This window comes from Sulfurospirillum oryzae (assembly GCF_025770725.1).
Classification (GTDB): Bacteria; Campylobacterota; Campylobacteria; order Campylobacterales; family Sulfurospirillaceae; genus Sulfurospirillum; species Sulfurospirillum oryzae.
The window spans coordinates 556,731-582,328 of record NZ_JANZKZ010000002.1 but is presented as its reverse complement, the minus strand read 5'-3'; the positions used below and the strand labels follow the sequence as shown (position 1 = coordinate 582,328).

Annotated in this window: 26 protein-coding genes; 15 read left to right on the top strand and 11 right to left on the bottom strand. The window is 38.5% G+C overall.

What is annotated here, in order from left to right:
• Positions 1–163 precede the first annotated feature (163 nt).
• Together N0B29_RS07415 and N0B29_RS07410 are read left to right on the top strand one after the other, a co-directional pair.
• Positions 164–556, top strand: a complete 393-nt coding sequence (locus tag N0B29_RS07415) for a rhodanese-like domain-containing protein (RefSeq protein ID WP_263833064.1) — start codon at positions 164–166, stop codon at positions 554–556.
• 8 nt (positions 557–564) lie between these two features.
• Complete coding sequence (locus N0B29_RS07410) at positions 565–2,301, top strand: thioredoxin domain-containing protein (protein ID WP_263833063.1); 1,737 nt, start codon at positions 565–567, stop codon at positions 2,299–2,301.
• Between the two features lie 100 nt (positions 2,302–2,401).
• On the opposite strand, the gene N0B29_RS07405 is transcribed toward N0B29_RS07410, so the two are convergent.
• The 8 genes from N0B29_RS07405 to N0B29_RS07370 all read right to left on the bottom strand — a co-directional run bounded on the left by N0B29_RS07405 (position 2,402) and on the right by N0B29_RS07370 (position 10,225).
• Entirely contained in the window at positions 2,402–3,169 is a 768-nt protein-coding gene (locus N0B29_RS07405) for a hypothetical protein (protein ID WP_263833062.1), read from the bottom strand.
• A 288-nt stretch (positions 3,170–3,457) separates the two neighbouring features.
• On the bottom strand, positions 3,458–5,329 hold the full coding sequence (gene htpG, locus N0B29_RS07400) for a molecular chaperone HtpG (protein WP_263833061.1): 1,872 nt from the start codon (positions 5,327–5,329) through the stop codon (positions 3,458–3,460).
• Positions 5,330–5,470: 141 nt separating this feature from the next.
• Complete coding sequence (locus N0B29_RS07395; RefSeq protein ID WP_263833060.1) at positions 5,471–6,160, bottom strand: lysophospholipid acyltransferase family protein; 690 nt, start codon at positions 6,158–6,160, stop codon at positions 5,471–5,473.
• A complete protein-coding gene (locus tag N0B29_RS07390; RefSeq protein WP_263833059.1) occupies positions 6,138–7,229 on the bottom strand; it encodes a hypothetical protein in 1,092 nt (363 codons plus the stop codon). The genes N0B29_RS07395 and N0B29_RS07390 overlap by 23 nt, the downstream gene beginning before the upstream one ends.
• A gap of 4 nt (positions 7,230–7,233) precedes the next feature.
• Positions 7,234–7,905 (bottom strand): phosphoribosylformylglycinamidine synthase subunit PurQ, encoded by a 672-nt coding sequence (gene purQ, locus N0B29_RS07385; RefSeq protein WP_263833058.1) that lies wholly within the window; start codon positions 7,903–7,905, stop codon positions 7,234–7,236.
• Complete coding sequence (purS, locus tag N0B29_RS07380; protein WP_263833057.1) at positions 7,899–8,144, bottom strand: phosphoribosylformylglycinamidine synthase subunit PurS; 246 nt, start codon at positions 8,142–8,144, stop codon at positions 7,899–7,901. The genes purQ and purS overlap by 7 nt, the downstream gene beginning before the upstream one ends.
• A gap of 21 nt (positions 8,145–8,165) precedes the next feature.
• On the bottom strand, positions 8,166–8,879 hold the full coding sequence (gene purC / locus N0B29_RS07375) for a phosphoribosylaminoimidazolesuccinocarboxamide synthase (RefSeq protein ID WP_263833056.1): 714 nt from the start codon (positions 8,877–8,879) through the stop codon (positions 8,166–8,168).
• Positions 8,880–8,893: 14 nt separating this feature from the next.
• Entirely contained in the window at positions 8,894–10,225 is a 1,332-nt protein-coding gene (locus N0B29_RS07370; protein WP_263833055.1) for a S41 family peptidase, read from the bottom strand.
• Between the two features lie 203 nt (positions 10,226–10,428).
• On the opposite strand from N0B29_RS07370, the gene N0B29_RS07365 reads away from it, so the two are divergent.
• A complete protein-coding gene (locus N0B29_RS07365; RefSeq protein WP_263833054.1) occupies positions 10,429–13,002 on the top strand; it encodes an ATP-dependent Clp protease ATP-binding subunit in 2,574 nt (857 codons plus the stop codon).
• A gap of 44 nt (positions 13,003–13,046) precedes the next feature.
• Here N0B29_RS07365 and N0B29_RS07360 read toward each other — a convergent pair whose 3' ends face one another.
• Positions 13,047–13,469, bottom strand: coding sequence for a hypothetical protein (locus N0B29_RS07360; RefSeq protein ID WP_263833053.1), 423 nt, complete (start codon positions 13,467–13,469; stop codon positions 13,047–13,049).
• A gap of 74 nt (positions 13,470–13,543) precedes the next feature.
• Here N0B29_RS07360 and N0B29_RS07355 point away from each other — a divergent pair, with 74 nt between their 5' ends.
• Positions 13,544–13,984: a hypothetical protein gene (locus N0B29_RS07355; RefSeq protein ID WP_263833052.1), complete on the top strand. Its 441-nt coding sequence runs from the start codon at positions 13,544–13,546 to the stop codon at positions 13,982–13,984.
• Here N0B29_RS07355 and rraA read toward each other — a convergent pair.
• Both rraA and N0B29_RS07345 read right to left on the bottom strand, forming a co-directional pair.
• Positions 13,965–14,444, bottom strand: a complete 480-nt coding sequence (rraA, locus tag N0B29_RS07350; RefSeq protein WP_263833051.1) for a ribonuclease E activity regulator RraA — start codon at positions 14,442–14,444, stop codon at positions 13,965–13,967. The two genes, N0B29_RS07355 and rraA, sit on opposite strands and share 20 nt — an antisense overlap.
• Before the next feature lie 13 nt (positions 14,445–14,457).
• Positions 14,458–14,817, bottom strand: a complete 360-nt coding sequence (locus N0B29_RS07345; protein WP_263833050.1) for a hypothetical protein — start codon at positions 14,815–14,817, stop codon at positions 14,458–14,460.
• 85 nt (positions 14,818–14,902) lie between these two features.
• Between N0B29_RS07345 and glmS the strand changes: the two genes are divergently transcribed.
• The 11 genes from glmS (at position 14,903) to nhaA (ending at position 25,571) form a co-directional block, all read left to right on the top strand.
• Positions 14,903–15,307: a methylaspartate mutase subunit S gene (gene glmS, locus N0B29_RS07340; RefSeq protein WP_263833049.1), complete on the top strand. Its 405-nt coding sequence runs from the start codon at positions 14,903–14,905 to the stop codon at positions 15,305–15,307.
• On the top strand, positions 15,304–16,668 hold the full coding sequence (locus N0B29_RS07335) for a methylaspartate mutase (protein ID WP_263833048.1): 1,365 nt from the start codon (positions 15,304–15,306) through the stop codon (positions 16,666–16,668). Before glmS ends, N0B29_RS07335 begins: the two co-directional genes overlap by 4 nt.
• Entirely contained in the window at positions 16,665–17,858 is a 1,194-nt protein-coding gene (locus N0B29_RS07330) for a glutamate mutase L (RefSeq protein WP_263833047.1), read from the top strand. The genes N0B29_RS07335 and N0B29_RS07330 overlap by 4 nt, the downstream gene beginning before the upstream one ends.
• A gap of 88 nt (positions 17,859–17,946) precedes the next feature.
• Positions 17,947–19,521, top strand: coding sequence for an AMP-binding protein (locus tag N0B29_RS07325; protein WP_263833046.1), 1,575 nt, complete (start codon positions 17,947–17,949; stop codon positions 19,519–19,521).
• Positions 19,522–19,624: 103 nt separating this feature from the next.
• Entirely contained in the window at positions 19,625–19,759 is a 135-nt protein-coding gene (rpmH, locus tag N0B29_RS07320) for a 50S ribosomal protein L34 (protein WP_041957861.1), read from the top strand.
• Entirely contained in the window at positions 19,747–20,085 is a 339-nt protein-coding gene (gene rnpA / locus N0B29_RS07315; RefSeq protein WP_263833341.1) for a ribonuclease P protein component, read from the top strand. The genes rpmH and rnpA overlap by 13 nt, the downstream gene beginning before the upstream one ends.
• On the top strand, positions 20,082–20,423 hold the full coding sequence (yidD, locus tag N0B29_RS07310) for a membrane protein insertion efficiency factor YidD (RefSeq protein ID WP_263833045.1): 342 nt from the start codon (positions 20,082–20,084) through the stop codon (positions 20,421–20,423). The genes rnpA and yidD overlap by 4 nt, the downstream gene beginning before the upstream one ends.
• 10 nt (positions 20,424–20,433) lie before the next feature.
• Entirely contained in the window at positions 20,434–22,023 is a 1,590-nt protein-coding gene (gene yidC / locus N0B29_RS07305) for a membrane protein insertase YidC (RefSeq protein ID WP_263833044.1), read from the top strand.
• A complete protein-coding gene (locus N0B29_RS07300; protein WP_263833043.1) occupies positions 22,020–23,000 on the top strand; it encodes a Jag N-terminal domain-containing protein in 981 nt (326 codons plus the stop codon). The genes yidC and N0B29_RS07300 overlap by 4 nt, the downstream gene beginning before the upstream one ends.
• Entirely contained in the window at positions 22,997–24,334 is a 1,338-nt protein-coding gene (mnmE, locus tag N0B29_RS07295) for a tRNA uridine-5-carboxymethylaminomethyl(34) synthesis GTPase MnmE (RefSeq protein WP_263833340.1), read from the top strand. The genes N0B29_RS07300 and mnmE overlap by 4 nt, the downstream gene beginning before the upstream one ends.
• 64 nt (positions 24,335–24,398) lie before the next feature.
• On the top strand, positions 24,399–25,571 hold the full coding sequence (gene nhaA / locus N0B29_RS07290) for a Na+/H+ antiporter NhaA (protein ID WP_263833042.1): 1,173 nt from the start codon (positions 24,399–24,401) through the stop codon (positions 25,569–25,571).
• Positions 25,572–25,598: the final 27 nt, after the last annotated feature.

Here is a 25,598-nt window from a genome sequence, read left to right as displayed (position 1 = left end):
ACATCGCCATAGCTTTGGCTATGACTCAATTTTGAGTTTTAAAAATTAACGCACTCTTAGTGAACTCTTTATCTTTTCATAGGTTACGAAAAAGCCTATAATTTTTAAAGTTCTGCTAACTTAAAAGAGATAAAATAACTCCTAAAAACAATAGGAGTTTTCCATGTCTAAAATTTTACTTCTTATATCCCTTCTTTCAACATTTCTTTTTGCCGAATTACGTCATATTGATGCGAGTGAAGAGGTTGTTAAAAGTGGCATGAAAATCATCGATATTCGCACACTCCCCGAATGGAAAGAGACAGGGTTAGTTGAAAATGCAATTCCTATCACTTTCTTTGACGAACAAGGTCGTTATAACGCAGAAGCGTTTACGAAAGAACTTGATAAATATGTGAGTAAAGATAAAGAGTTCGCACTTATCTGCCGTACAGGAAGCAGGAGTGCCGCTGTTTCTGAAATGCTTTCAAAACAAGGTTATAAAGTTGTAAATTTAAAAGGTGGCATTAAATCGCTTATGTCTAAAGGTTATGTTCCTGAACCCTATCGTCCGTAGGCAAAGCGATGCACACTAACGAATTGATCCACGAGGATTCTCCTTATCTGCTTCAACATGCGCACAATCCCGTTCACTGGATGGCATGGAGTGAAAAGGCGCTTTTAAAAGCCAAAGATGAAAATAAATTGATTTTCCTCTCCATTGGGTATAGCACCTGCCATTGGTGCCATGTGATGGAGCGCGAGACATTTGAGGACGAAGTCAGTGCAAAACTACTCAATGATTCATACATAAGCATCAAGGTCGATCGTGAAGAGATGCCTGATCTGGATAAATACTATCAAGATGTGCATTATCTACTGACCAAACGAAGCGGAGGCTGGCCACTGAGCATTATTATGACACCCACTGGGCAGGTTATTTTCGCAGGTACCTATCTGCCACCAGTGAGTGCGCAAGGACGCATGGGTTTTCGTGAATTAACCAGTTTCATCAAAGGCAAATTCAATGATGAATATGAAGAAGTTCAAAAGAGTGCGCAGAGTATTGAGGCGGCCATTAAGCATTATGAGCGTAGTTTTGAGCAAAAACAGAGCATTGAGAAAGTTGCAGTTGTCGAAGCATTTGTGAGCAATGTCAAAGCAAGTTATGATGATGTCTCTAAAGGTGTGGGAAGTGCACCAAAATTCCCGCATGCTTCAACATGGAATGCTCTTTTAGATATTTATACTCAAACGGGTAATTTAGAAGCGCTCTATATGAGCGAAGATGCGCTTAGTGCGATGGCGAGAGGTGGCATAAACGATCAAATAGAGGGTGGATTTTACCGTTACAGTGTTGATGAGGCTTGGGTGATTCCCCATTTTGAAAAGATGCTTTACACCAATGCCGAACTCATTGAAGTCTATGCCAAATTGTACGCGATCACGCAAAAACCATTGTTTAAAGAGGTGGTTAATCAAACCATCGAAGCTATGGATGAGCGGTTTTTAAAAGAAGGACTCTACCTCAGTGCCAGCGATGCGGACAGTGAAGGAGAAGAGGGCAAGTACTTTGTTTTTGGGTTTGCTGAAGCTAAAGAGGCTCTTTTAAACGGTGGGCTGAGTGAGGTAGAAGCCAAGGCGGTAATGGATTATTTTGGCATCACGAAGTTCGGCAATTTCGAGCATCAGCGTACCAATCCTACTCTTACATGTAACGAAAAACCTGCACGTTTGAATGACGCCATCACTCTTCTCAAACAGGAGCGTCAAAAAGTCGCGTATCCGTTTATCGACACGAAGATTTTGACTGCGTGGAACGCTTTAATGGTCACTGCTTTGTTTGAAGCAGGACTTCATGAGAAAGCTACAACGGTGTTGGAAACTCTTTTGCAAACGTTACATGTAAATCATACGCTCTACCATCAAATCGTCATTGGCGGCAGTTTAAAAGTAGAAGCTTTGTTGGAAGATTACGCTTTTGTGATCGAAGCGTTATTGCGAGCTTACGCGCACAGCAACGAAGCGCGCTACTTGGAACTGGCAAAGAGACTCAGTCATGAAGCGGAGCAGAAGTTCTACAAAGAAGGTACGTGGTACCTCTCCGATAAAGCCTTTCGCGCCAAAGCCGTTTTGGAAGATAACAGCTATAAAAGCCCACTTTCAACGATGATTAAAAATCTGTTTGAGCTAGCAAAGATCGAAAATGATACGGCACTGTTTATTAGGACGAAAGATATGTTGGAGAGTTTTGGCTCAGGTATTCAAAAGTATGCTCACGCGTACCCCGAAGCGGTGAGGGCAATCACACTTTACATGTAAAAAGTTAAAAGTTTAGCCCTCTTTTTTTGCCTAACGTTTAAAATGAGCAATCAAAAAGCCGCCCACGGGTTTTTGATTGGTCTCTTTTGGTTTGTTAGGACTATACATGATGCAACCATTTTTTATACTCTGTAATGCTTTTTAGGGATTCTTCAAAAGATTCGGCAGGCTTTTCAGCACGTATAAGACTGATAAGTGTTGGAATACTCATTGTAGAAACAACCTTTCCATTTACTGTTTCATGCGCTCTGGCGAGATGATGAAAAGTAGCTTTCTGTATATATTCGCTGCTTCTTGTTTTCAAATCATCAATTAAGTCATTTAAATGGAGATAGACAATATTGCTATACGCAAGTGTTTCTGAAATAGAAGGTATATATCCTTTGTGAACTACAGCGTTTCTAAACTCTTTCCAAGTAAGTGTATTTCCTTTTGATACTCCATCTAACGCAGGCTTATTATTGTCAATGACTGGTGGTTCTTTCCCTTGATGATCAATTAGATAAGAAAAAATATAGGCTCCAAATTGCCGTTCAGATTGAGCTGCAACATGTTTCCAAGCAGCTTTAAAGTCTGTTATGTCCATATCGTATTTCAGGCATATTACGGTGACATAGAATTCATAGAACCTCTCTAATGATGCAGCTATACTTGTGACTGCTTCTCTAGGATAACCATCAATTAAAGCCATAGCTCCAAAATCAAATAGAACTTCAAATTTTTGTTCTTGAATTACAGTAAGAGTTGTATGACCTTTTTTGCATGTAGATTCGTATAGACCATCGTCTCGAATCTCAACGGGCTGGAATTCAATAGATGGATGCCCTTGTTCCTGAAAACATTGCATGCAATTAATCCGTAGTTTCATGACTTCCTTTCGCCTAACTATTCACTTAACGAACATTATATACAAAACAGTCTGATATGCCCAAATAAATGAACATAGAAAGTATTCGTTTATTTAAGATATAAGGGGGTTATAGGGATTTACTTTTAACTTTCTCTATTTTCGCCATTTGCAATAACCAATGAAAGTTCCACAAACTTTAGAAGTCATGAGTGATATTTTATGAAAACGGAGGTTTGATGTAGCTTAGAAAGGTAAAGGCAATTACACTTTACATGTAAGGAAAAATCCTTACATGTAAAGTATGTTTTAAAGTGCTTTAGCGATAAAGCGGTTCAAGCGTTTGGCAAATGCCGCGGTATCTTCGATCTTCATACCTTCTTGAAGTTTAGCTTGATCTAAAAGCAAGAAAGCCACATCGTTTAGCTCTAAAAGATCAGATTTTGCGCTTAATTTTTTGAAAATTTCATGCTCAGGGTTGATCTCCAAGATCGGCTTAACGGTTGGGAGATTGTCCTGTCCCATCTGTTTAAGCATCTGTTGCATTTGGAAATCGGGGTCATTTTTGTCATACACCAAGCATGAAGGAGAGTCACTCAAACGACTTGAAATTTTGACATCTTTCGCATCGTCTTTTAAAATCTCTTTCATTTTGACCAAAATCTCTTTGTAGGTTTTTTCATCTTCTTCTACTTTGGCTTTGTCCTCTTTGATCTCTTCATCAATGTCTGAGTTGTTCACGGGTTTTATCGGTGTTTTATCGTACTCGCCAACCATTGGGAAGACGATAGCATCGACTTCTTCATCAAGAAGTAGGACTTCAATGTCTTTAGCTTTAAATTGCTCAATCAGTGGTGAATTACGTAGTAATTTCTCATTCTCACCCGTGATGTAGTAGATGCTTTTTTGGTCTTCTTTCATCGCCTCTTTATACTCTTTAAGGCTAACAAGTCCATCGCGTTTTGAGGATTTAAAGAGTACCAACTCAAGAAGTGCCTCTTTATTTTCCCAATCATTATAAAGTCCCTCTTTAACAACACGCCCAAAGTTTTTGTAAAACTCTAGGTATTTATCATTCTCTTTTTCTTTGAGTGATTTGAGCTCACTCAAGATTTTTTTAACAGACGCTTTTTTGATGGTTTCTAAGACTTTGTTTTGTTGTAAAATCTCACGGCTGACGTTAAGTGGTAGGTCTTCTGCATCGATGATACCTTTAACGAAACGAAGGTAGGTAGGAAGCAATTCTTTCTCATCATCGGTAATAAACACGCGTTTAACATAGAGTTTAACACCTGGTTTATAGTCCATTCTAAACAAATCCATTGGAGGCGTTGATGGGATGTAGAAGAGGGTAGTGTACTCGTATTTACCTTCCGCTTTTGTGTGGCTCCAAAGAAGTGGATCGGTGCTATCGTGAGAAATTTGTTGGTAAAAGTCTTTGTACTCTTCAGGTTTGATTTGGCTTTTTGCTATTGTCCAAAGAGCGCTGGCTTTGTTGATTTGCTCATTTTTAGTTTCAGTACTTTTTTCTTTGCCTTCATCATCGTACTCTTTCACTTCTTTGTCCATAAAAATAGGGAAAGGGATATGGTTTGAGTATTTTTTGATGACACTTTGAATGCGGTAAAACTCTAAAAATTCATCTTCATCGTCTTTTAGGTAAAGGGTGATTGATGTACCGTGGCTCTCTTTGGTCACTTCTGCGATGTCGTATTCTGCGCCTGCTTCACTGCTCCACATATAGGCTTTTTCTTCACCTGCTTTGCGGCTTATGACTTCGATTTTGTTGGCAACCATAAAAGCAGAGTAAAAACCAACACCAAATTGACCAATAAGGCTTGAATCTTTCTTTTTGTCGCCACTGAGATTTTGTAAGAATGATTTTGTACCACTTTTAGCGATGGTTCCAAGATTTTCAACCAAATCTTCTTCGTTCATACCAATACCACTGTCACTAAGAGTCAATGTTTTGGCTTCTTTATTGATGGCAATATCAATACGTGGAGTGTATGAGAGTGCTTTGTATTTGTCATCGGTGAGTGTGAGATAATTCAGCTTATCCAGTGCATCAGAAGCATTGGAGATAAGTTCGCGTAAAAAGATCTCTTTGTTGGAGTAGAGCGAGTGAATCATCAGGTCTAAAAGCTGAGTGACTTCGGTTTGAAATTGATGTTTTGACATGGTTCTATCCTTTGTTTCTATTTTGGATTTGTCAAAAAGCTTTACATGTAAAGAAGTCTTTTGATAAATCCAAAAATTTTTGCGCTATTTTAGCAAAATTGAAAGAATTTGAAAGCCACTTTTGTGACTTTCATAGAGTTGTTATTTTGAAGCTAATTCGAGAGCTAATCTCTCTTCCATGGTGTGGTACATTTTTTCAAACCACGCTTCATCCTCTTTAGGATTGATAGGATCAAGATAGATGACTTTAACTTCGCCACCATGCGCATCAAGGTTTTTAGAATCAAGGATATGACGTGCCCCAACGATGATAGCAGGTTGCACGATAAGCTCTAACTTTTCAGCCAAAATTTTTGCACCGCTTTGAAATTTTAAAAGCTTGTCACCACGTCCACGCGTACCCTCAGGGAACATCGCAAGCACACGCCCTTCTGCAACCCTCTCTTTGCCTTCTTTGAGCATTTTGATAATGGAGCGTTTATCTTTGCGGTCAATCGAAATCATACGAGGAGCAGGGATGATATGTCCAAAAAGAGGAATATCTTCAATCTCTTTTTTGGCAATCCAGCAGAGGTTTTTAGGATAGATTGTTTCAAGAGCAACAATGTCGACAAGACTTTGATGATTCAACACTAAAAGAGTTGTTGTTGGACTTGCCTCACCCATTTGTTTGATACTAAAGCCCATAAGGAAGGTTTGTAAGTGTCCCCATGTACGTCTGATTGGATGTGTCTTAGTACGAAAAGCATACATTAAAACGATGGTAATCAGTACAGTGATGACAAACTCGACCATCACATAAAAACCTCTAATTTTTGCTAATATTTTCACGTTCTGTCCATCCAATTTTTCCATCAGGTAGTAAGATTTTGATATAACTTTCTCTCTCTCCTAATTTTTCGACATCTAAGACTTTATCACTCGTAAAAAAGATTGTCGAGCGCTCCATTGGAAGAATTTTTAGACTGCTATTGCTTTTAAGTTTGACGTTATTCAACGGATTTTGGTCGAAGAAAAAAAGTGCTAAAAAAATCAATGTGATGACAAAATAGTACCATTTTCGGCGTTTGAGTAACACAAGGAAGAAAATGAAGGCAAAGACACCATAGGCGATATGTTTATAAAATTCAAAAATGCTCTCTTTAGGATTAAGCCCCAGTTGCGTGCTGACTTCATCGCTTTCTATAACCATGGGGAGGGTGATTTTGTTGAACTTATTCGTCGGTAGATCAAAGTAGGTAAAATCAAAACTTTTTTGATAATTTGGAACAATGCCATAGTAGTAAATTTTTTGCGTTGTACCATTGTCAGAAAAAGAGTCAATGCCGCTTTTCGCGATGCCACTGAGCGTAAAATCTTTTAAGTTGGCCCCAGTTGCCTCAATTTCTAAAACAACAATTACATTTTTGGCATCAAATGTGGTTGTTTTGTATTTGTTAACATTTAAACTTTGTGCAATGACATTACTAAAAAAAGGATCTTGTTTGAGTTGAACCAGTTGGGCTGGAAGATTTAAAGCGATAACTTCGCTCTCTACGGCTTCTTGCTGCTGTATCAAAGAGACGCTAAGTCTTGGCATTACGGCTGTTTTAGAATTAATTTTAAAATAAAATGTGTTGTAATAGGTGTTATTAACGGAACGTTCCCAAGGGTTTTGAGGGTTAATAACATCCACGCCTGTGGCACTTGAAAAAGTGTTGCTAATGGCATCAATTTTGTTATTGGCAACAATAGCTTTAAGTTTAATAGGGAAAACTTGTCCTACGTAGACTTTTTGAGGAATCTCTTCGATGGAGAGAAAAATGGATTTAGCTTGTCCAGAAAAGGCACTCTCTTCAGCCATCAGATTCGTAAAAATCAGGGTTAAAGAGAGTGTCAGTAGTGTGAAAAATTTTTTCATTAATTTAGTTTATAAAACCTTCTAACATTTTTACGCCATCACTCGAGCCTAAAATTTTCTCAATAGCGCGTTCAGGGTGAGGCATAAGTCCAAAAACATTTTTGTTTTTATTACAAACACCAGCAATCGAATCAACTGAGCCATTAGGGTTTTTTACGTTTCCATTTTCATCGCAGTACGTGAGAAGTACTTGGTCGTTTGCATAAAGCTCTTTAAGTCCTGCCTCATCGATGTAGTAACTTCCTTCACCATGTGCAATAGGTACGTTTAAAAGCTCACCAACAGCACATTTTTTGAGAAATGTATTGTTGTTTGCAATCACTTTGAGATGATGAAACTGAGAGATAAAATGAACATTTTCATTACGTTTCATAGCACCTGGGAGAAGGCGCGCTTCAACAAGCATTTGGAAACCATTACAGATACCAAGTACTTTACCGCCTTTGTTTGCAAACTCAATAACCGCTTTCATGATAGGAGAAAATTTAGCAATAGCGGCACTTCTTAAGTAATCACCATAGCTAAAACCACCAGGAAGGACAACTAAATCCGTACCTTCTGGTAATTTCTCTTCTTTATGAAAAACAAGGACAACATCTTGTCCCAGTTTTTCAAAAGCATATTTAGTATCGATTTCGCAGTTTGTTCCTGGAAATACAGCAACCGCTACTAGCATGCTGGAAACTCAATAGTGTAGTCTTCAATAACGGTATTGGCTAAAAGTTCTTCACACATAACAGTGACTCTTTTTTCTGCAGATGCTTTATCAGATTCTGCAATGTCAAGGATGATCTGCTTTCCAATACGAACTTCATTTACTTCGTTAAATTTTAAAGAAGCAAGCGCATGATGAACCGCTTTTCCTTGTGGATCTAAAACGCCATTTTTGAGTTGAATATTGACAATAACTTTCATCGTTTATCTTTTCCTTTGATTTTAGTGCGATAATATACGTTTTAAGACTTCTTCGTAAGCAACTTTAACATCACCTAATCCTTGTCTAAATCTATCTTTATCAAGTTTCTCGTTAGTATCCATATCCCAGAAACGGCAACTATCAGGACTAATCTCATCAGAGAGTAGAATATTGCCTTCTGTATCGACACCAAACTCGATTTTAAAGTCAACAAGTTTTAGTTTGCGCTCCGCAAAGAAGCTTTTCATAATAACGTTAATCTCACGACCAAGGCGTTTAAGCTCTTCAAGGTCAGACTCGCTTTTAACAAGATTGAGAAGTAAACAGTGCTCATCGTTGATCAGTGGATCACCGAGTGCGTCATCTTTATAGTAAAACTCTACTAATGTAAAAGGAAGTGTCGTACCATCTTTGATACCTAATCGTTTTGAGAGAGAACCTGTTGCAATATTTCTTACAACCACTTCAATAGGAATAATTTTAACTTTTTTTACGAGTTGCTGTGTATCATCAAGTGTTTTAACCAAGTGCGTTTGAATGCCATGTTTTTCTAAAAGATGAAACAATTGAGTACTGATTTTACAGTTAAGTGCACCTTTACCCGCTTCATTACCTCTTTTTTCAGCATTAAATGCTGTTAAGTCATCTTTGAATTCTGAAATTAAGAGATTTTCATCGTCTGTCAAAAACAGTTTTTTACCTTTACCTTCGTATAACAATGCACCTTTATTCAATGGTTGCTCCTCAATTATTTTTTAATTGCAAGTACTTTGATAGCATCAACAGCACTTTTTAATTGTAAGTCTTTGAATAGATTTTCTTGACTCACGATCTCTTTATCTGCCTTTGTTGTCTCTTTTGTCTTTGTTTTTGCTTTGGTATCTTTTACTTCTGTTTTATTGTCGTCTACTTTTTTAAGTTCACTCTCTAAATGCTTTTTAAGATCTTTCTCTTTAAGTGCTTGTTCATTATTTTTATGTGGAACATCACCTGGGTACACAGTAATATCAGGTGTTACACCCTCTGCTTGAATGGTGCGACCACTTGGAAGATAATAACGTGCAATCGTCAAACGAATAGCTTCATTGTCTACCACAGGAAGAACAGCTTGAACGCTTCCTTTTCCAAATGTTTTTTCACCAATAATAATGGCACGTTTATGATCTTGCAGTGAACCACTAACGATTTCACTCGCACTTGCGCTTCCACCATTTACTAAAACAACAAGAGGTGCTTTGGTAATCGTTGCAGATTTGCTTGCTTTGTATTCAGCATTTTCAGACTCGATGCGTCCCTTTTGAGAAACGATAATGCCTTCATCAACGAAAAGATCTACCAATCCAACCGCTTGGTTCAATAATCCGCCAGGATTGTTACGAAGGTCTAAAACGATACCTTTAACATTTTTATGTTTGCCAATTGCTTCTTGAACATCACCAACGATATTTTTATCAAAATTGACGACACGAACATAAAGGATGTTTTCATTTTCGATCATTTTAGAATAAACGGATTCGATTTTAATAATATCACGAACAATTGAAATAAGAAGAGGTTTACTTTCACCTTCACGAACTAAAGTCAGTTCAATGCCAGTGCCTGGTTTACCACGCATTAAGTTAACGGCTTCATCAATGGTCATGTTAAGAGTGGATTGCTTGTTGATTTTGAGGATGATGTCCCCCGCTTTAACACCCGCTTTATCAGCAGGAGTTCCTTCCATTGGCGCTATGACGGTAAGGGCACCATCTTTTTGTCCAACGGTAATGCCTAGTCCACCAAATTCACCATCGGTTTGGATTTTGAGGTCTTTAAAATGTTTTTCGTCAAGATAGGAGGAGTGTGCGTCGAGATTGGTTAAAAGTCCTTCAATAGACTTTTTGACGATGTCGTCAATTTTAATGTCATCGACATAATATTTTTCAATAGTTGCCAAAACGCGTGTGAATTTTGCCAAAGAAGCAAGACGGCTCTTTTCGCCTTCAGCATTATCAGCCGCAAAAAGGGTTGATGAAAAAAAGGTAGTAATACCCAAAAACGTGGCAATGAAGCCAGCTGTAGCAAATGGTAAGTGTTTCATAGCGTGTGTATGCTCCTAGCATGATATGCGTATTCTCTGAGAGATGATTATAGTGCAGTTTCCCTAAAATTTCTATGAAAGCAGTAGGTATGGTATAAAATTTTTAAGTGTTTTTAGGTTAAAAGTGATGCTAATCTGCTAAATAAACTTGACATCAATAGACTAAAGTTGTAAAATTATAGAAAAATAATTAAGGAGATGCCATGAACTCACTTTTTGAACAGTTGACCAACCAAATGCGAGAAGCGATAGAAAGCGCTATTAGCCTTGCACTGCATTCTAAAAATTCTGAAGCAACGCCTTTACATGTAACGTGGGGACTCATTACCAATTCGGCCTCCATACTCAATCAAGTCTTCAATAAAATGAATATTGATAAGAGCGCCATTGAACTTGAAATCAAAAGCGAAGTCCAAAAATTACCAACAGCGTCACATGTGACTAAAGAGAATGTTTCGATCTCTCGTAGCCTTGTTGAAACATTGCAAAAAGCCGAAGGCTTGATGAAGCAAAAAGGCGATAGCTACCTCTCCGTCGATACGTGGTTACTTGCCAATATTGACAGCGATCCTTTGAAAAAAATACTGGGTAAGTATCTTGATCTTTTACACTTTAAGAAAAACCTTGAAGCATTGCGCGGTGGCAAAAAGATCGACAAGCAAAGCAGTGATGAAAACCTTGAATCGCTCGAAAAATATGGTATCAATTTGACAAAATTAGCAAGCGAGGGTAAGCTTGATCCTGTTATTGGGCGTGATGAAGAGATTCAGAGAATGATGCAGATTTTGATTCGAAAGACCAAAAACAATCCTATCTTAATCGGTGAACCTGGAACGGGTAAAACCGCTATTGCAGAAGGATTGGCCCTTAGAATTGCACATAATGATGTACCGCTTAGTCTTCAAAATAAAAGTGTTGTGGCTTTGGATATGAGCGCGTTGATCGCGGGTGCTAAGTACCGTGGCGAGTTTGAAGACAGACTTAAAGCGGTTATCGATGAAGTAAAAAAAAGTGGCAACATCATCCTCTTTATTGACGAAATTCACACCATTGTAGGTGCGGGGGCAAGTGAGGGTAGTATGGATGCTGCGAACATTTTAAAACCAGCTCTCGCTAGAGGTGAACTTCATACGATTGGGGCAACAACACTTAAAGAATACCGCAAATATTTTGAAAAAGATGCGGCACTTCAAAGACGTTTTCAACCCGTTACGGTTAATGAGCCAAGCATCAACGAAGCCTTACAGATTTTACGCGGTATTAAAGAGCATCTTGAGGCGCACCACAATGTGAGCATTCAAGACTCTGCTTTGATTGCAGCCGCAAAACTCAGTTCTCGTTACATTAGTGACCGTTTTTTGCCTGATAAAGCAATTGACCTTATCGATGAAGCGGCGGCTGAACTTAAAATGCAAATTGAGAGTGAACCCACAGAGCTTAGTCGCATCAAACGCGCTATTAGCACGCTAATGGTTGAAAAAGAAGCGCTTTTGATGGAAAAAAATAAAAAGAACGACGAGCGGTTACATGTCATTGAAAAAGAGCTTGGTGACGCCAAAGAGAAGATGCGATCTTTAGAAGTACAGTTTGAAACTGAGAAAAGTGTTTTTAACGATATTGCTTCGATTAAAAGCCAAGCTGAAACACTCCGTCGTGAAGCTGAAAATGCTAAAAAACGCAGTGAGTTTAACAAGGCTGCTGAAATCGAGTACGGCAAATTGCCAGAACTTCTCAAACAAGAAGATGAACTTAAAGCACGTTGGGAAAAAATGGTGGAGAGCGGAACACTCTTGAAAAACAGTGTTGATGAAGAGATGATAGCAACTATCGTCAGCAAATGGACAGGCATTCCTGTCAATAAAATGCTCCAAGGCGAAAAAGCAAAAGTCCTAGCGGTTGAAGAGCACCTCAAAAAAGAAGTTGTGGGACAAGACGCAGCCATTAAAGCCATAGGCCGAGCGATTAAGCGCAATAAAGCAGGACTCAGTGAGCAAAATAAACCTATTGGTAGTTTCCTCTTTTTAGGACCTACAGGTGTGGGTAAAACACAAAGTGCTAAGGCACTCGCTAACTTCTTGTTCGATACGACCAAAGCGCTGATTCGTTTTGATATGAGCGAATATATGGAAAAACACTCCGTGAGTCGTTTAGTCGGAGCACCTCCAGGTTATGTAGGGTACGATGAGGGTGGACAGCTAACAGAAGCAGTACGTCGAAAGCCTTACAGTGTTGTTCTTTTTGATGAGATTGAAAAAGCGCATCCTGATGTCTTTAACATCTTACTTCAAGTACTTGATGAAGGGCGTTTGACGGACAATAAAGGTGTGACAGTTGATTTTAAAAACACCATTATTATTTTAACGTCTAATATTGCCAGTGCAAAGATTATGGAATTTGAGGGCGAAAAGCGCACCGAAGAGGTAATGAAAGAGCTTAGGGCGCACTTTAAACCAGAATTTCTGAATCGTTTGGATGACATTATTATTTTTAATCCTCTAAGCGAAGATGGTTTACGAGAAATTGTAAGCATTATGTTTAAAGATATAGAAACAAAACTCGCCGTGAAAGAGATCAAAGCAGAACTTACTGTTGCGGCAAAAGCGTTGATAGCCGAGGCTGGATTTGACCCAGTTTACGGTGCTCGTCCCCTTAAAAGGGCACTTTATGAGCTTGTGGAAGATAAATTGGCTGAACTTATTTTGGAAGAAAAACTCCATGAGGGTGAAAGCATTGTTATTGATGCCAAAAACGGCGAAATCGTGATAACCCAACACTAACGACGTAATACTTCTTACATGTAAATCCCTTTACATGTAAGAAGTTACTGGCAATCTTTATCTTGAATCGAAAATTTAAACAACTCTGCATTATTCATATCCAAAAAGACATAAATAAATACAGCGCCTTTTTTGAGCAGCAACCTTGTTTCATAATCACTGCAAAGATAACTTTTATTATTTTCAAATGTTGTTTTAATGAGTGTGCCTTTATCGGCTTTTAGGATTGTTTTAACATGTTCATTGGCGGAGTTGATACGGTTTCGGTATTCGATGGCATTGTTAACACTGACTATATCAACAAGTGTGGTGTAGTCATCTAACATCATAGGTAGATGCTCTTTGGTTCCATCCTTGATGATTGAGAGTATTTTTGGTATATCTTCTTCTTTTATTTCGTCCAAATCGTTGGAATCCTCAGCAACGAGTTTTGAGATAAGTGCTAAAATGGTTAAAAACTTTTTCATATCATTCCTTTGCCGGAATTTTACAATAAAATTTTCAAGTTAGATGCCAATTTTTGAAAGGAAATGCAAATTTTATGAGCTATTTAGAGTGGTTTGAAACACATGCTAACAAACATCACACAATTGTTCAAAAACTGAATACTCAAAAGTATACAAAAGAGAAGATAATTGACTATTTTCTTTTCGAAAATATGGTTGAAAATGAGCCTGATTTTTGTCCTTTGTATGCTAACAAACAAAAGTGCCATAACATTAAAGCACTCAATTGCTACTTGTGTGCATGCCCCCATTTTCGCTTTAATGATGCAGGGTTAAGAGTAGAAGAGGGGGTTACATGTAAGAGTGAATGTTCGATTGGTTTTAAAAAGAGTGGGGTATTTGTATATGAAAACGTGGCGCATTTAGACTGTTCGGCGTGCATCGTGCCTCACACCAAAGCGTTCATACGAAAACACTTTGATGTGGAGTGGAAAAAGATCATGCATGCGTGTTTGGTTACATCTCCAAAGGCATAGAACTGACAATAATGCCATCGCGATCTGCATAAAGATAATCACCTTCGTTAAAGCTAATTCCCCCAAAACTTACTTTTACATGTAATTCGCCCTCTTGGGGTGTCATCGTCTTTTTAGGGCATGTTCCCAGCGCAAAAAGCCCTACGTCAATCTCTTTGGTATTTTTAGTGTCACGAACATACCCGTTAATAACAATTCCAGCCCAGTTGTTTTCATAAGCGAATTTCATAAGGTTATCGCCGACAACGGCGGTGTATGTGGCATCAACATCGACAACGGCGACTTGACCCGCACCTTCACTTTTAAGCAGTTCAACCAGTGTTTTATTGTGTCCTGAAAGTTTGACGGTGACGATTTGTCCCATAACACGTTTCGCTCCACCGTAAGATTTCATAATAGGATCTAACACTTGGATATTCTCTGGGTATTTGTCGCAAAGGTCTGCGGTGTAAAATTTCATGGTTACTCCTTGATTATTTGAATAATTGTATTAAATTTTGCTGATTGGAAATGGATGAACGTTTAGGGGCTGTAAAATCCACTTTTTCTTTATGGCAAGAACCGCAGATTTTGAGCTCTTGATGTGCAACAATCTCATTATTCGCATAGACTTTTTCACGCGAATGGCAATCAAAGCAGTCTTTACCACATTGCCCTTGTTCTGAGGGTTTATTGTGACACGAGGTACACTCGTTTAGAATGACGTGATTTTGGTCACGAATGTAGGGCTGAAGCTTAGAATGGCACTCTAAACAACTTCCACCGCAGGCGATTAAAAGGCTTTGAGCACTAACAATGAGAAAAATAAGGAACAAAAAGGCTTTTTTTGACATAGATCCACTTTAAAAAATTTGCGTTAATTATACCTTTACAAAGGTTAAGATAAAATGCAAAATCATTCAAATTTTAGGTCAGTCCATGAAAGTAGTCACAGGTGTAGTGGGTAATGATATCCATGTAGTCGCAAATAGGCTCATTGATATATCGTTACAAGCAAGAGGCTTTGAGGTGTTTAACCTAGGGGTAAATACTTCTTTAGAGGAGTTTATTGATGCTGTTGTTGAAACAGATGCAGACATTTTACTCATCTCTTCGCTTAATGGCGAAGCAGAGGGCTGGTGTCGGGATTTGCAATTTTTGCGCTCTGAGTACGCACTTAAAGATGTCATTTTTGTGATTGGTGGAAACCTAGCTGTAGGTGAAGCTGCTCAAAGCGACATCATTCCCAAATACAAATCGTATGGATTTGATCTTGTTTTCCATCAAGTCGATCTCAACACGGGTCTGGATGAAATTGAGCGTTTTGTAAAGGAGAAGGCATGAGTTTACTCCAAAAAGAGCGTGATGTCATCACCCGAAATGAATATGCTGATAGTTTTGATTTTGATGAGATTGAAGATTTTATTCGCAATGCCAATAAAGAGATGTTTATCTCCCATCATTTTAAAAAGCGAGATCGTCTTCTTGTTCAACCTCGCGGCGGTTTTCCTACCTATAAAAAGATGTTCGAACTCTACGAAGAGTTTATGAAAGCAGACATCGATGTTCTGCCTCTCACCATCGATAGTAACACAAGACTCAATGACTATGCCATGGCAAAAAAGATGCTCACTCTCTCCGAAGAGAACGAGATGGACATGCTTAACGGTTACCCGCTGGTCAATCACGGCTATCGCACCACGCGTAAAATGATGACACATTTTAATAAACCTGTCAGTCTTCGTCACGGAACTCCTGATGCAAGGCTTTTGGTTGAAACAGCACTCGCTTCGGGCATCTTTGAGATCGAAGGTGGACCGATTACGTACATGCTTCCCTACTCAAAAAACTTTCCACTCGATAAAGCCTTTTTATACTGGAAATACGTCGATAAAGTCTGTGCGAAGTACTCAACGCTCAATGAACCGATCAACCGTGAGTCTTTTGGACCACTGACCGCGACACTCGTTCCTCCGTGTATTGTCATCGTCATTCAGCTTATCGAGATGCTGCTTTCCATTGAAGAGGGCGTGAAGTCGTTTTCGGTCAGTTTTTCACAAAATGGCTCCATGATGCAAGATATTGTGACTTCCAATGTGCTTAAAAAACTAGCCCGTGAGTATGCTGATATGTTTGGTGGAGAGGACGCTATCATCAACCTTGTGTATCACCAATGGATGGGCGCATTTCCAAGAGATAAAAATCTTTCTGATTCACTGATTAACACCAATACCGTCATTGCGGCAATGGTGCGAGCCGATAAAATCATCATCAAAACCCGTGATGAAGCCTTTGGTATCCCCACCATGCAGTGCAACGCCCAATCGGTTGCCAATACCAAGTACACGCTTCGCACTCTCAAAGGTCTTCCACAGGTGCATGACGCTGAGGAAGAGGAGAACTTGGAGCTTGAAGTTCGTGCCATTATGGACGCAGTCTTTAATGACCCTGCCGATACCTTATGGCGTAAAGTGTTTAATACCATCAAAAGTGGTCTTATTGATGTACCTTTTTCGCCGCATATTATCAACAACAATGAAGTCATCACCATTCGCGATGAATCTGGCAATATCCGCATCATTGAAAAAGGAAAACTACCACTACCAGATCGCTGTTTTGCGTATGAAAAATCAAAGGTCAATTTACCTGAGAGCAAAACAGAGGTGATCAATAAAATTATTCACGACATAGGGGCGATGCTATGAGTAAACTTCTCATTGATGTAGGAAGTACCTACTTTAAAGTATGCCAAACAAGCGGTATCAGTCAGTATTTTAGGGATTTTAAGAAAGATATTTACGATGATTTGATTACCAAGTGCGGCAATATTTTTGCAAACTATAAGAAAGAAGATATTTTTATCTGCTCTTCTGCCAATGGTGGTTTAAGTACACTGATCATCGGGCTTACCAACTCCTTTAGTCTGAAATTTGCTAAGAACATAGCATTTAATTCGGGCATTAACATTATTGATACCATTTTGTACAGTAAGATAGAGGAGAGCAGAGCGCCTAGCGAACTGGTCGATGTGGTTATTATCGTAGGTGGAATTGATGGCATTGGCAAAGTGTTTGATGAAAAACTGTTTGATTACCTCAAAAACGTTCAGTACAGCAATATCGTTTATGTGGGAACCAAACAAGACGCCTCCTTTTTAAGTGTGCAAATTCCAGAACTTAAAGTGCTTGGAAATATCATCACTGAGAAGTTACATGTAAACGGTGGCGAGCTTAAAGAGTACCTTACCAACCTCTATCAAGCGGACATCGTGGGTAAAGAGGACATCAAGCATCTTTACGAAATCACGGCGAATCAAATCTACTCAACTCCGTACATTGTTAACCGTTCTTTACCGCTTATTGATGCGAACTTTGAAGTGGTCAATCCATTCATTGTCGTGGACATCGGTGGGGCTACGACGGATATTCATTACAGTCGTGACTTGGTTCGCGATAACATTGTGAGTGAAAGCGGATATGATCGCTTGGTCTTTAAAAAGCTGGGTGTCTTTAAGTCTCGCGAAACGCTTATTTTTGCGGCTAAAAACAATGAGTTTGTCTATGAGTTGTTGTCGTATCTGAATGTGACAGAGAATATTTTAGAAGAAGAGAGCGAAAAAGCGTTACGCATTTTGATGCAACTTTCCATCTTTTTAGTGCTTTACAAAGTCTCAAGACTCAATCCTTTGTATGTGACACTGCATCTGGATTTGCTCAATACAATCGTCTTAACAGGCGGTATTACCAAAGTGCTTTCTTACGAAGAGGTTGAGATGATTATGCAATTCTTCTATAAAAAAGTGATGAATCTACATGCTACTCCTAATATTGTCATGGATTATGACTACGCAATCTGGACGTTAGGAATGGAAAATAAAGAAAATTCTGCCTCTTAAGAGGCAAGCTTTAGTGCCTCAGTGGCAAACGTAGAGGTAAGAGCTTTGCTTTTACCTCGTATAAAAAATAAGATACAAAGGAGCCAAAATGTCTATAAACTGTATTCGTGCGCTCATTGAAAAAGCCGCAGTAACGTGTCCCAATAAAATAGCGATTGTTGATGGTGCTAAAAAACTAACCTATGCTGAAGTTTTTCGTAAAGTCAATCAAATAGCACGATATCTGAGTGAACTTGCACTTCCAAGTGGGTCACGTATTGGTATTTATTCGCATAAAAGCAGTGAGCAGATTATTGCAATTTTGGCACTTCTCTCAACGGAACATATTTTCGTACCGATCTCAAGACTTTTAAAGCCTGAGCAAGTGGAACACATCATTAACGATTGTGGTATGGCGTGTATTATGACCGATAAATCAAAGATCAAAAGCATTGATGAGATCAAATTTAGCGGTAAAATTATCACCTATGAAGCCAGTGAACGCGATATTGTCTCGTTTGAAGAGATTTATAAATGTTGTAGTGATGCCTTTACATGTAACATTGGCGACTATAAAAATGCAGCAATTACCTATAGTTTTGGTCTTACTGGGTTTCCAAGGGGCATCGTCATTACGCACCGCAATCTCATCGATAGTGCCAGAGTCGCTTCAAACTACCTTGAACTGAAAGAAAGTGATGTTATCTCTGGGACGCTTCCTTTTATCTTAGATTATGGTCTTAACCAACTCTTCTGTTCCATTTACAATCACGCGACCATAGCGCTTCACTCTTTAGTGCTTCCAGCAGATTTTTTCAACCATCTCATCAACGATGGTGTCACCGTTCTTCCACTTATGCCTCCACACATTACACAAATGTTTGAAAGCGATCCAAAACGCATTCCCAATGCAAAACTTTTAGCCAATGTGCGTATCGTGACCTCTTCAGGTGGAAAAATTACATCTAAAATGATTGCGGACATTGAAGAGCGTTACCCAAGTGCTAAGTTTTACTCTATGCATGGGCTTACAGAAGCATTTCGTTCAACCTATCTTGATCCTGCACAACTTAAAATTCGTCCCAACTCGATTGGCAAGCCAATCCCTGGTGTTGAAATTCATGTTATTAATGAACAAGGGTTTGAGTGTCAGCCTCGTGAAATCGGAGAGTTGATTCACCGTGGAGGCTACATTTACAAAGGTTATTGGAAATCGAAAGAAGATACCCAAAAACGTTATAAAAGCATTTCCATTTTAGATAAAGTGGTTAATTTAGAGGGTGATCTAACCGATGAAATCGTTGTTGCTAGTGGTGATTTTGTTTACAGAGACGAGGAGGGCTACCTTTACTTTGTTTCAAGGAAAGATGATATGATCAAAGTGAGTGGTTTTAGAATCAGCCCTTATGAGATCGAAAGCGTTGTTCACGATAAGCTAGCGCAAATCAGTCAATGTGCTGTTTTTTCGATTGAAAATGAAAAAACAGAAGAAGAGATTGTCATGGTTTACAGCGCAATCAGAGAAATTCCCAAAAATGAGATTGTTTTTGAGTTGAAGAAACATTTGCCAAATCACATGATCCCGTCTATTATTGTCTATAAAGAGAAGCTTCCACAGACCAGTCCAAGTGAAGCGAAAATTGATAAAGAAGTTTTGAAAAAAATGGTCATGGAGCTTCGCTAAGGGCTTACATGTAAAGCAGGGCTTAATCGAAGCTTATGCAATTTTAAGTAAAGCTAAGGTAAAATCCATACCTTAAAATTATTTTTGGTTAAAGGAACTTTTGATGAAAAGAACGTATCAGCCACATAGTACACCTAAAAAACGCACTCATGGCTTCAGACTTAGAATGAAAACTAAAGGTGGACGTAAAGTCATTGCAGCACGTCGTGCTAAAGGTAGAAGAAGATTGGCCGTTTAAAAGATTATGATACTCTCAAGGCAACGAGAGAGTATTCATACGTTTATAACCATGCTAAAAAATGGCACTATGAAGGTGCCTTAGTCTTTTACAATAACGATACAGCAAAAAGAGTTGGCTTTACGGCAAGTAAAAAAGTCGGTAATGCTATCAAGCGAAATCTAGCCAAAAGGCGACTTAGGGCTATTTTTTTAGAAATTCAACACACTTTACATGATGGCGTGTATGTTTTTGTAGCAAAAGAGAAGATAAATCACATATCGTATGAAGCTCTTAAAAAAGGGATTATATGGTCTATGAAAAAATTAAACTGTGTTAAAGAATGAAAACTTTAGCACTGTTGTTGATAAAGCTTTATCAGAAGTTTTTTACACTGATTGGCTATGGAAGTTGTAGGTATTATCCGACGTGTTCGCAATATGCCAAAGAGCAACTTTTACACAATAGTTTTTTAAAAGCTATCTTTTATAGTTTTATACGCATTTTGAAATGCAATCAGCTTTTTGTTGGGGGAATTGATTACCCCGTGATTCAAAGAAGCTTTGCATCTTCTCTTCCTCTTTCTCTCAAACAACATCCACCTATTCATCCGATAACTTTTTGGTTTGTACCAAAAGATAAGCAAAGTTTTTACGTGGTAAAATCTTTTAAAACATTGAAATAAAGGTAATCTTGTGACAGATAAACTTACTCCTCAGGTGCGCATCATTCTTGCCACTGTTTTATCATTTCTATTTTTTGCTCTGTATGATCATTTTTTTATCCCCAAAAATCCTCCATTAACCGAAACCACACTTGAACAAAATGCAACCACAACGACTGCAACACGTGCGCCAGAAGTTAAGTCAAGCGTAGCCAGTGGAGATGTAGTAGCACAGCCACCAATGGCAACAGGCAAAGAGGGTGAGATTATTGCAACGATCAAAGCCACAGGCTATGAAGTGCAAATTGATAGATTAGGAAGAATTGCAAAGTTTTATCTTGAAGAAGGAAAATACAAAGACGATCAAGGTGGGCGTTTTCAGCTGATTGATGCTTCTCAAAGTCTTTTACCTCTTGAAATTCGCTTTAGCGATAAAGCCGTTAATGCTGATGCTTTTGTGATGTCTTACAGTGCCGATAAAAGCACTGTTGATGTAGCTGAAAATGGAAGCAGTGTTGTTTTAACGCAAACCCTTAGCAACCTTGTCATTACAAAAACAATTACGTTCTTCCCATCAGGTAAATATGACTTACATGTACAGCTCTCAACACCTAAAGAGTATTTTCTCTCTCCAGGTTTTCGCCCAAGTATAGCGGTTGATAGTTACACATTCCATGGTGCGTTAATTAAAAAGGCAGATGGCACCGTAAAAACAATTGCTGATGGCGATGCGAAAGCGGATGATCATTTTTCAAATGCACGCATTGTTGCAGGTGCTGATAAATATTACACAACATTTTTCTATGACTTAGATAAGGGATTAGAAACGATTGTTTCTGTAGGCAAAGATAAAGACCCGATTCTCTTTGTTAAGGGTAATGAAGACATGAAACTTAGTGGTTTCATTGGACCTAAAGAGCATGTAAAATTGGGAGCGATTAATCCTGAACTTACCGATGTGATTGAATATGGCTTTTTTACTTTTATTGCTAAACCACTCTTTACGCTTCTTTCATTCCTTCATGGTATCTTTGGTAACTGGGGTTGGGCAATTGTTGCAATGACCATTACCGTTCGTTTAGTACTTTATCCTTTGACCTATAAAGGTATGGTTTCAATGAACAAGCTTAAAGAGCTTGCTCCAAAAGTCAAAGAATTACAGAAAAAATATGCTGATGACAAACAAAAACTCAATACTCACATGATGGAACTGTATAAGAAGAATGGCGCTAACCCAATGGGTGGATGTTTGCCTATTATATTGCAAATTCCAGTATTCTTCGCAGTATACCGTGTTCTTCAAAATGCAATTGAGCTTAAAGGTGCAGCATGGATTTTTTGGGTACAAGATCTCGCGATTAAAGATCCTTATTTTATTCTCCCCGTGCTTATGGGTATTACCATGTTCTTACACCAACGCATTACACCAACAACCTTTACAGATCCAATGCAAGAGAAGATTATGAAGTTTTTGCCACTTATCTTTACTTTCTTCTTTGTGACGTTCCCAGCAGGTTTAACACTCTACTGGTTTACAAACAATTTGGCATCTATCGTACAACAGTTTTACGTCAATAAACTTTTCGCAAAAAAACATGAAGAGCAAAAGGTCGAGAAATGATCAAAGTAGAAGCAGCAACACTCCAAGAAGCTTACTCCAAAGCCGCGAGTGAGTTGTCTTGTTCGGTCGTAGATTTAGATATTAACATTGTTCAAAATGGCTCAAGTGGATTTCTTGGGCTCTTTAAAAAAAGTGCCATTATTGAAGTGCAGCGTAAAGGCTCTAAACCTTTTAGAGAAGAGCGTGAGCGAAAAGAGTTTTCAGCGCCTCGTAAAGAAGAGAACAATGATGCTGATGCTCCGATGAATGATGAGCGAAGAGATCGTAACAGACGTAATAAAAATAGACGCAATAAAGGCAAAAATAGAGAATTTCCAAAGAGTGAATTAACAGATGCCAATAAACGTGCTGAAACACTCAACCCTCCAAAAGAGACTTCTACTCCAATGGCGGCTCCACGTGTTGAGCCTCTCAAGCCAGAGACGCCAAAAGCTGCTCCAATGAGAGAAGTAAGACATAGCGTTGCTTCAACTTCAATTGATCAAAATTTTCATCATGAGAAACGTGAATTAAACGATGTCATTGATGAAGTGCGTGTACAAATTAAAAACCTCTTTAAATACAGCTGTTTTTCGCTTGAAAGCCCAACGGTTTCTAAATACAATGATGACACGATTTTAATCGAATTTAGCGGTGAAGACGCAGCATTGTTGATTGGAAAAGAGGGGTATCGTTATAAAGCACTCTCTTATCTACTTTACAACTGGATTAATTTAAAATATGGTCTTAATATTCGTCTTGAAATTGCCGAATTTTTGAAAAATCAAGAAGAGATGATTGAAAAATATCTTTGTCCTGTGATTGAACGTATTCGCAACAGCGGAAAAGGTCAAACGAAAATTTTAGATGGCGTGTTGATTAAAATTGCTCTTGAAGCACTTCGCGCACAATTTCCTGAAAAATATGTAGGTATTAAATCAGGAAAAGATGGCGGTAAATTTATCGTTGTCAATGATTTCAATAGGAAAAACGCATAGATACTATTGCTGCAATAGCCACCAGTGCGGGCGTTGGCTCCATCGCGATTATTCGTGTCAGTGGACCTAACGCCCTTGCATTGGCTCATAAACTCTCTCACAAAGAGACGTTTACTCCTCGTGTTGCAACACTCTGTTTTTTACATGATCACTTAAATGAAGCAATCGACCAAGCCCTTGTTATCTACTTTAAAGCACCATACAGCTTCACGGCAGAAGATGTTGTGGAGTTTCAATGTCATGGTGGTAGTGTTGTTGCAGGACTTGTTTTAGAAACACTCATTCATCATGGTGCAAGGCTCGCCAATCCAGGTGAGTTTTCCAAGCGAGCTTTTTTGAATGGTCGTATTGATCTGAGTGAAGCTGAAGCCATTGCTGCCCTCATTGAAACAAAAAGTGCTGATGCCGCAAAAATGCTCACACGCCAGCTCAAAGGTGAACTACGTAATTTTGTTTTACATGTAAGAGAACAATTGATCGAAATTTTGGCGTTTGTTGAAGTAAATATTGATTATGCTGAGGAAGACTTACCGCTTGATATGATCGAAAAGATCAAAAACAAGCTTGACCTTCTTGCACAAGAGCTTTTCAAAACGTATGAAAGTAGCCAAAGACGACAAGGGCTTATGCAGGGGTTTAAAATAGCGATTGTGGGTAAGCCAAATGTGGGTAAAAGCTCACTTCTCAATACGCTTTTAAGTTATGATCGAGCTATCATTAGCGACATTGCAGGAACAACGCGTGATACGATTGAAGAAGAGCTTCGTATCGGTACGCATTTAGCGCGTATTGTCGATACGGCAGGCATTAGGCAAGCACATGATGTGATTGAAAAAATTGGCATTGAGCGTTCAATTGCTGCCATTGAAGAGTCTGAAATCGTCATTGCACTGTTTGACAATAGCAAAGAGTGTGACCACGAAGATGAAGAGATGTTGGCATTACTTCAAAATTATGCAGATTCTAAACAAATCTTAATGGTGCTCAATAAGATTGACTTACCCAATCAGTTTGATACAAAGCATTTAGGGACAGATTTTATCGCACTTTCATGCCAAAATGATAGCTATGAACTAACGCAAAAACTGCAAAGGATTTTAGATCAAACTGCTGTTGAAGATAGCATTATGCTGACTTCTACAAGGCAGATTGAAGCGGTGAAAAAAGCGTATGAGAATGTTCAAAGCTCTTATGCGAGGTTAGGTGAGGGTGAGTTAGAACTCTTTGCCTTTCACATCAATGAAGCTATTACAAGTATCTCTTCCATTACCACTGCCTTTGAACGCGATGAGATTTTAGAAAAGATGTTTAGTAGCTTTTGCCTTGGAAAGTAAGCGTTATTTATAAACTATTTACCTCAGTATGTTAGTATAAAAGTACAAACTCAAAGGGGTTATTATGTTTACATCGATAGAAGAGTTCATTAAAAAAGAGTCTTCTTCGGGAGTTATTTTAATTATCGTAACGCTACTAGCTCTCTTTTTTCAAAATAGCTTTTTAACGGACTTCTATACACATTTTCTTCATACTCCCCTACAAATAAGCGTCGGTTCTTTTGGTATTGCCAAGCCATTATTGCTATGGGTCAATGATGGTTTAATGGCGATTTTCTTTTTTCTCGTAGGGTTAGAAATTAAACGAGAAGTGTTAGAAGGAGAACTCTCTTCTAAAAGTCAAATTGCACTTCCTGCCATAGCAGCACTTGGTGGAATGGTAACACCAGCACTTATTTTTACATTTTTTAACCATGCCGATTCTTTTTCAATGAATGGTTGGGCAATTCCTACCGCTACAGATATAGCTTTTGCTTTGGGTATTCTCTCTTTATTAGGCTCTCGTGTTCCAACTTCATTAAAGATTTTTTTAATGGCATTGGCTATTATTGATGATCTTGGTGCTATTGTCATTATTGCACTGTTTTATACCAGTCAATTGTCCCTTGTATCAATTATCATTGCTTTAGGTGCCATTGTTATTTTAGCCATAATGAATCAGATGAAAGTCATTAAAAAAGCAGCTTATATTTTGTTAGGTCTTATTTTGTGGGTGAGTGTCTTAAAATCAGGCGTCCACGCTACTATTGCAGGTGTTGTTCTTGCGTTTTGTATTCCGCTTTATTCTCATACAACAAAAGGTGAACGCTTCTCTATGCTCAAAGAGATGGAGCATGATCTTCACTATTGGGTTGCATTTTTTATTTTGCCACTTTTTGCTTTTGTAAATGCGGGCGTTGATCTTAAAGGGGTGTCCCCCTCTGCTCTTTTTTCAGATGTCTCATTAGGGATTATGCTAGGTCTTTTTTTAGGAAAACAGCTGGGCGTTTTTGGATTTAGTCTCATAGCCATTAAATTGGGCATGGCATCTTTGCCAACAGGGAGTAGTTTTAAACAGCTCTATGGCGTTGCGATTCTTACCGGAATTGGTTTTACGATGAGTCTTTTTGTCAATACCTTAGCCTACAATGATACGGAATTATTTCATTACGCTGATAAATTAGCCATTTTATTAGGGTCTTTTTTATCGGGTATTATTGGATATATTTATTTGAAAAGTATTCCTAAAATTTTATAACACAACTCTAAGTTTAGAGATATTACA

Excerpts from the sequence above, each read along its gene's own strand:
- N0B29_RS07405 (WP_263833062.1), bottom strand. The coding sequence starts at position 3,169 with ATGAAACTACGGATTAATTGCATGCAATGTTTTCAGGAACAAGGGCAT.
- N0B29_RS07415 (WP_263833064.1), top strand. The coding sequence starts at position 164 with ATGTCTAAAATTTTACTTCTTATATCCCTTCTTTCAACATTTCTTTTT.
- rraA (WP_263833051.1), bottom strand. The coding sequence starts at position 14,444 with ATGAAATTTTACACCGCAGACCTTTGCGACAAATACCCAGAGAATATC.
- N0B29_RS07365 (WP_263833054.1), top strand. The coding sequence starts at position 10,429 with ATGAACTCACTTTTTGAACAGTTGACCAACCAAATGCGAGAAGCGATA.
- N0B29_RS07300 (WP_263833043.1), top strand. The coding sequence starts at position 22,020 with ATGATCAAAGTAGAAGCAGCAACACTCCAAGAAGCTTACTCCAAAGCC.
- purS (WP_263833057.1), bottom strand. The coding sequence starts at position 8,144 with ATGAAAGTTATTGTCAATATTCAACTCAAAAATGGCGTTTTAGATCCA.
- purQ (WP_263833058.1), bottom strand. The coding sequence starts at position 7,905 with ATGCTAGTAGCGGTTGCTGTATTTCCAGGAACAAACTGCGAAATCGAT.
- rpmH (WP_041957861.1), top strand. The coding sequence starts at position 19,625 with ATGAAAAGAACGTATCAGCCACATAGTACACCTAAAAAACGCACTCAT.
- N0B29_RS07355 (WP_263833052.1), top strand. The coding sequence starts at position 13,544 with ATGAGCTATTTAGAGTGGTTTGAAACACATGCTAACAAACATCACACA.
- N0B29_RS07370 (WP_263833055.1), bottom strand. The coding sequence starts at position 10,225 with ATGAAACACTTACCATTTGCTACAGCTGGCTTCATTGCCACGTTTTTG.
- N0B29_RS07410 (WP_263833063.1), top strand. The coding sequence starts at position 565 with ATGCACACTAACGAATTGATCCACGAGGATTCTCCTTATCTGCTTCAA.
- N0B29_RS07360 (WP_263833053.1), bottom strand. The coding sequence starts at position 13,469 with ATGAAAAAGTTTTTAACCATTTTAGCACTTATCTCAAAACTCGTTGCT.
- N0B29_RS07325 (WP_263833046.1), top strand. The coding sequence starts at position 17,947 with ATGTCTATAAACTGTATTCGTGCGCTCATTGAAAAAGCCGCAGTAACG.
- yidD (WP_263833045.1), top strand. The coding sequence starts at position 20,082 with ATGAAAACTTTAGCACTGTTGTTGATAAAGCTTTATCAGAAGTTTTTT.
- glmS (WP_263833049.1), top strand. The coding sequence starts at position 14,903 with ATGAAAGTAGTCACAGGTGTAGTGGGTAATGATATCCATGTAGTCGCA.
- N0B29_RS07345 (WP_263833050.1), bottom strand. The coding sequence starts at position 14,817 with ATGTCAAAAAAAGCCTTTTTGTTCCTTATTTTTCTCATTGTTAGTGCT.
- N0B29_RS07390 (WP_263833059.1), bottom strand. The coding sequence starts at position 7,229 with ATGAAAAAATTTTTCACACTACTGACACTCTCTTTAACCCTGATTTTT.
- N0B29_RS07335 (WP_263833048.1), top strand. The coding sequence starts at position 15,304 with ATGAGTTTACTCCAAAAAGAGCGTGATGTCATCACCCGAAATGAATAT.
- htpG (WP_263833061.1), bottom strand. The coding sequence starts at position 5,329 with ATGTCAAAACATCAATTTCAAACCGAAGTCACTCAGCTTTTAGACCTG.
- N0B29_RS07330 (WP_263833047.1), top strand. The coding sequence starts at position 16,665 with ATGAGTAAACTTCTCATTGATGTAGGAAGTACCTACTTTAAAGTATGC.
- nhaA (WP_263833042.1), top strand. The coding sequence starts at position 24,399 with ATGTTTACATCGATAGAAGAGTTCATTAAAAAAGAGTCTTCTTCGGGA.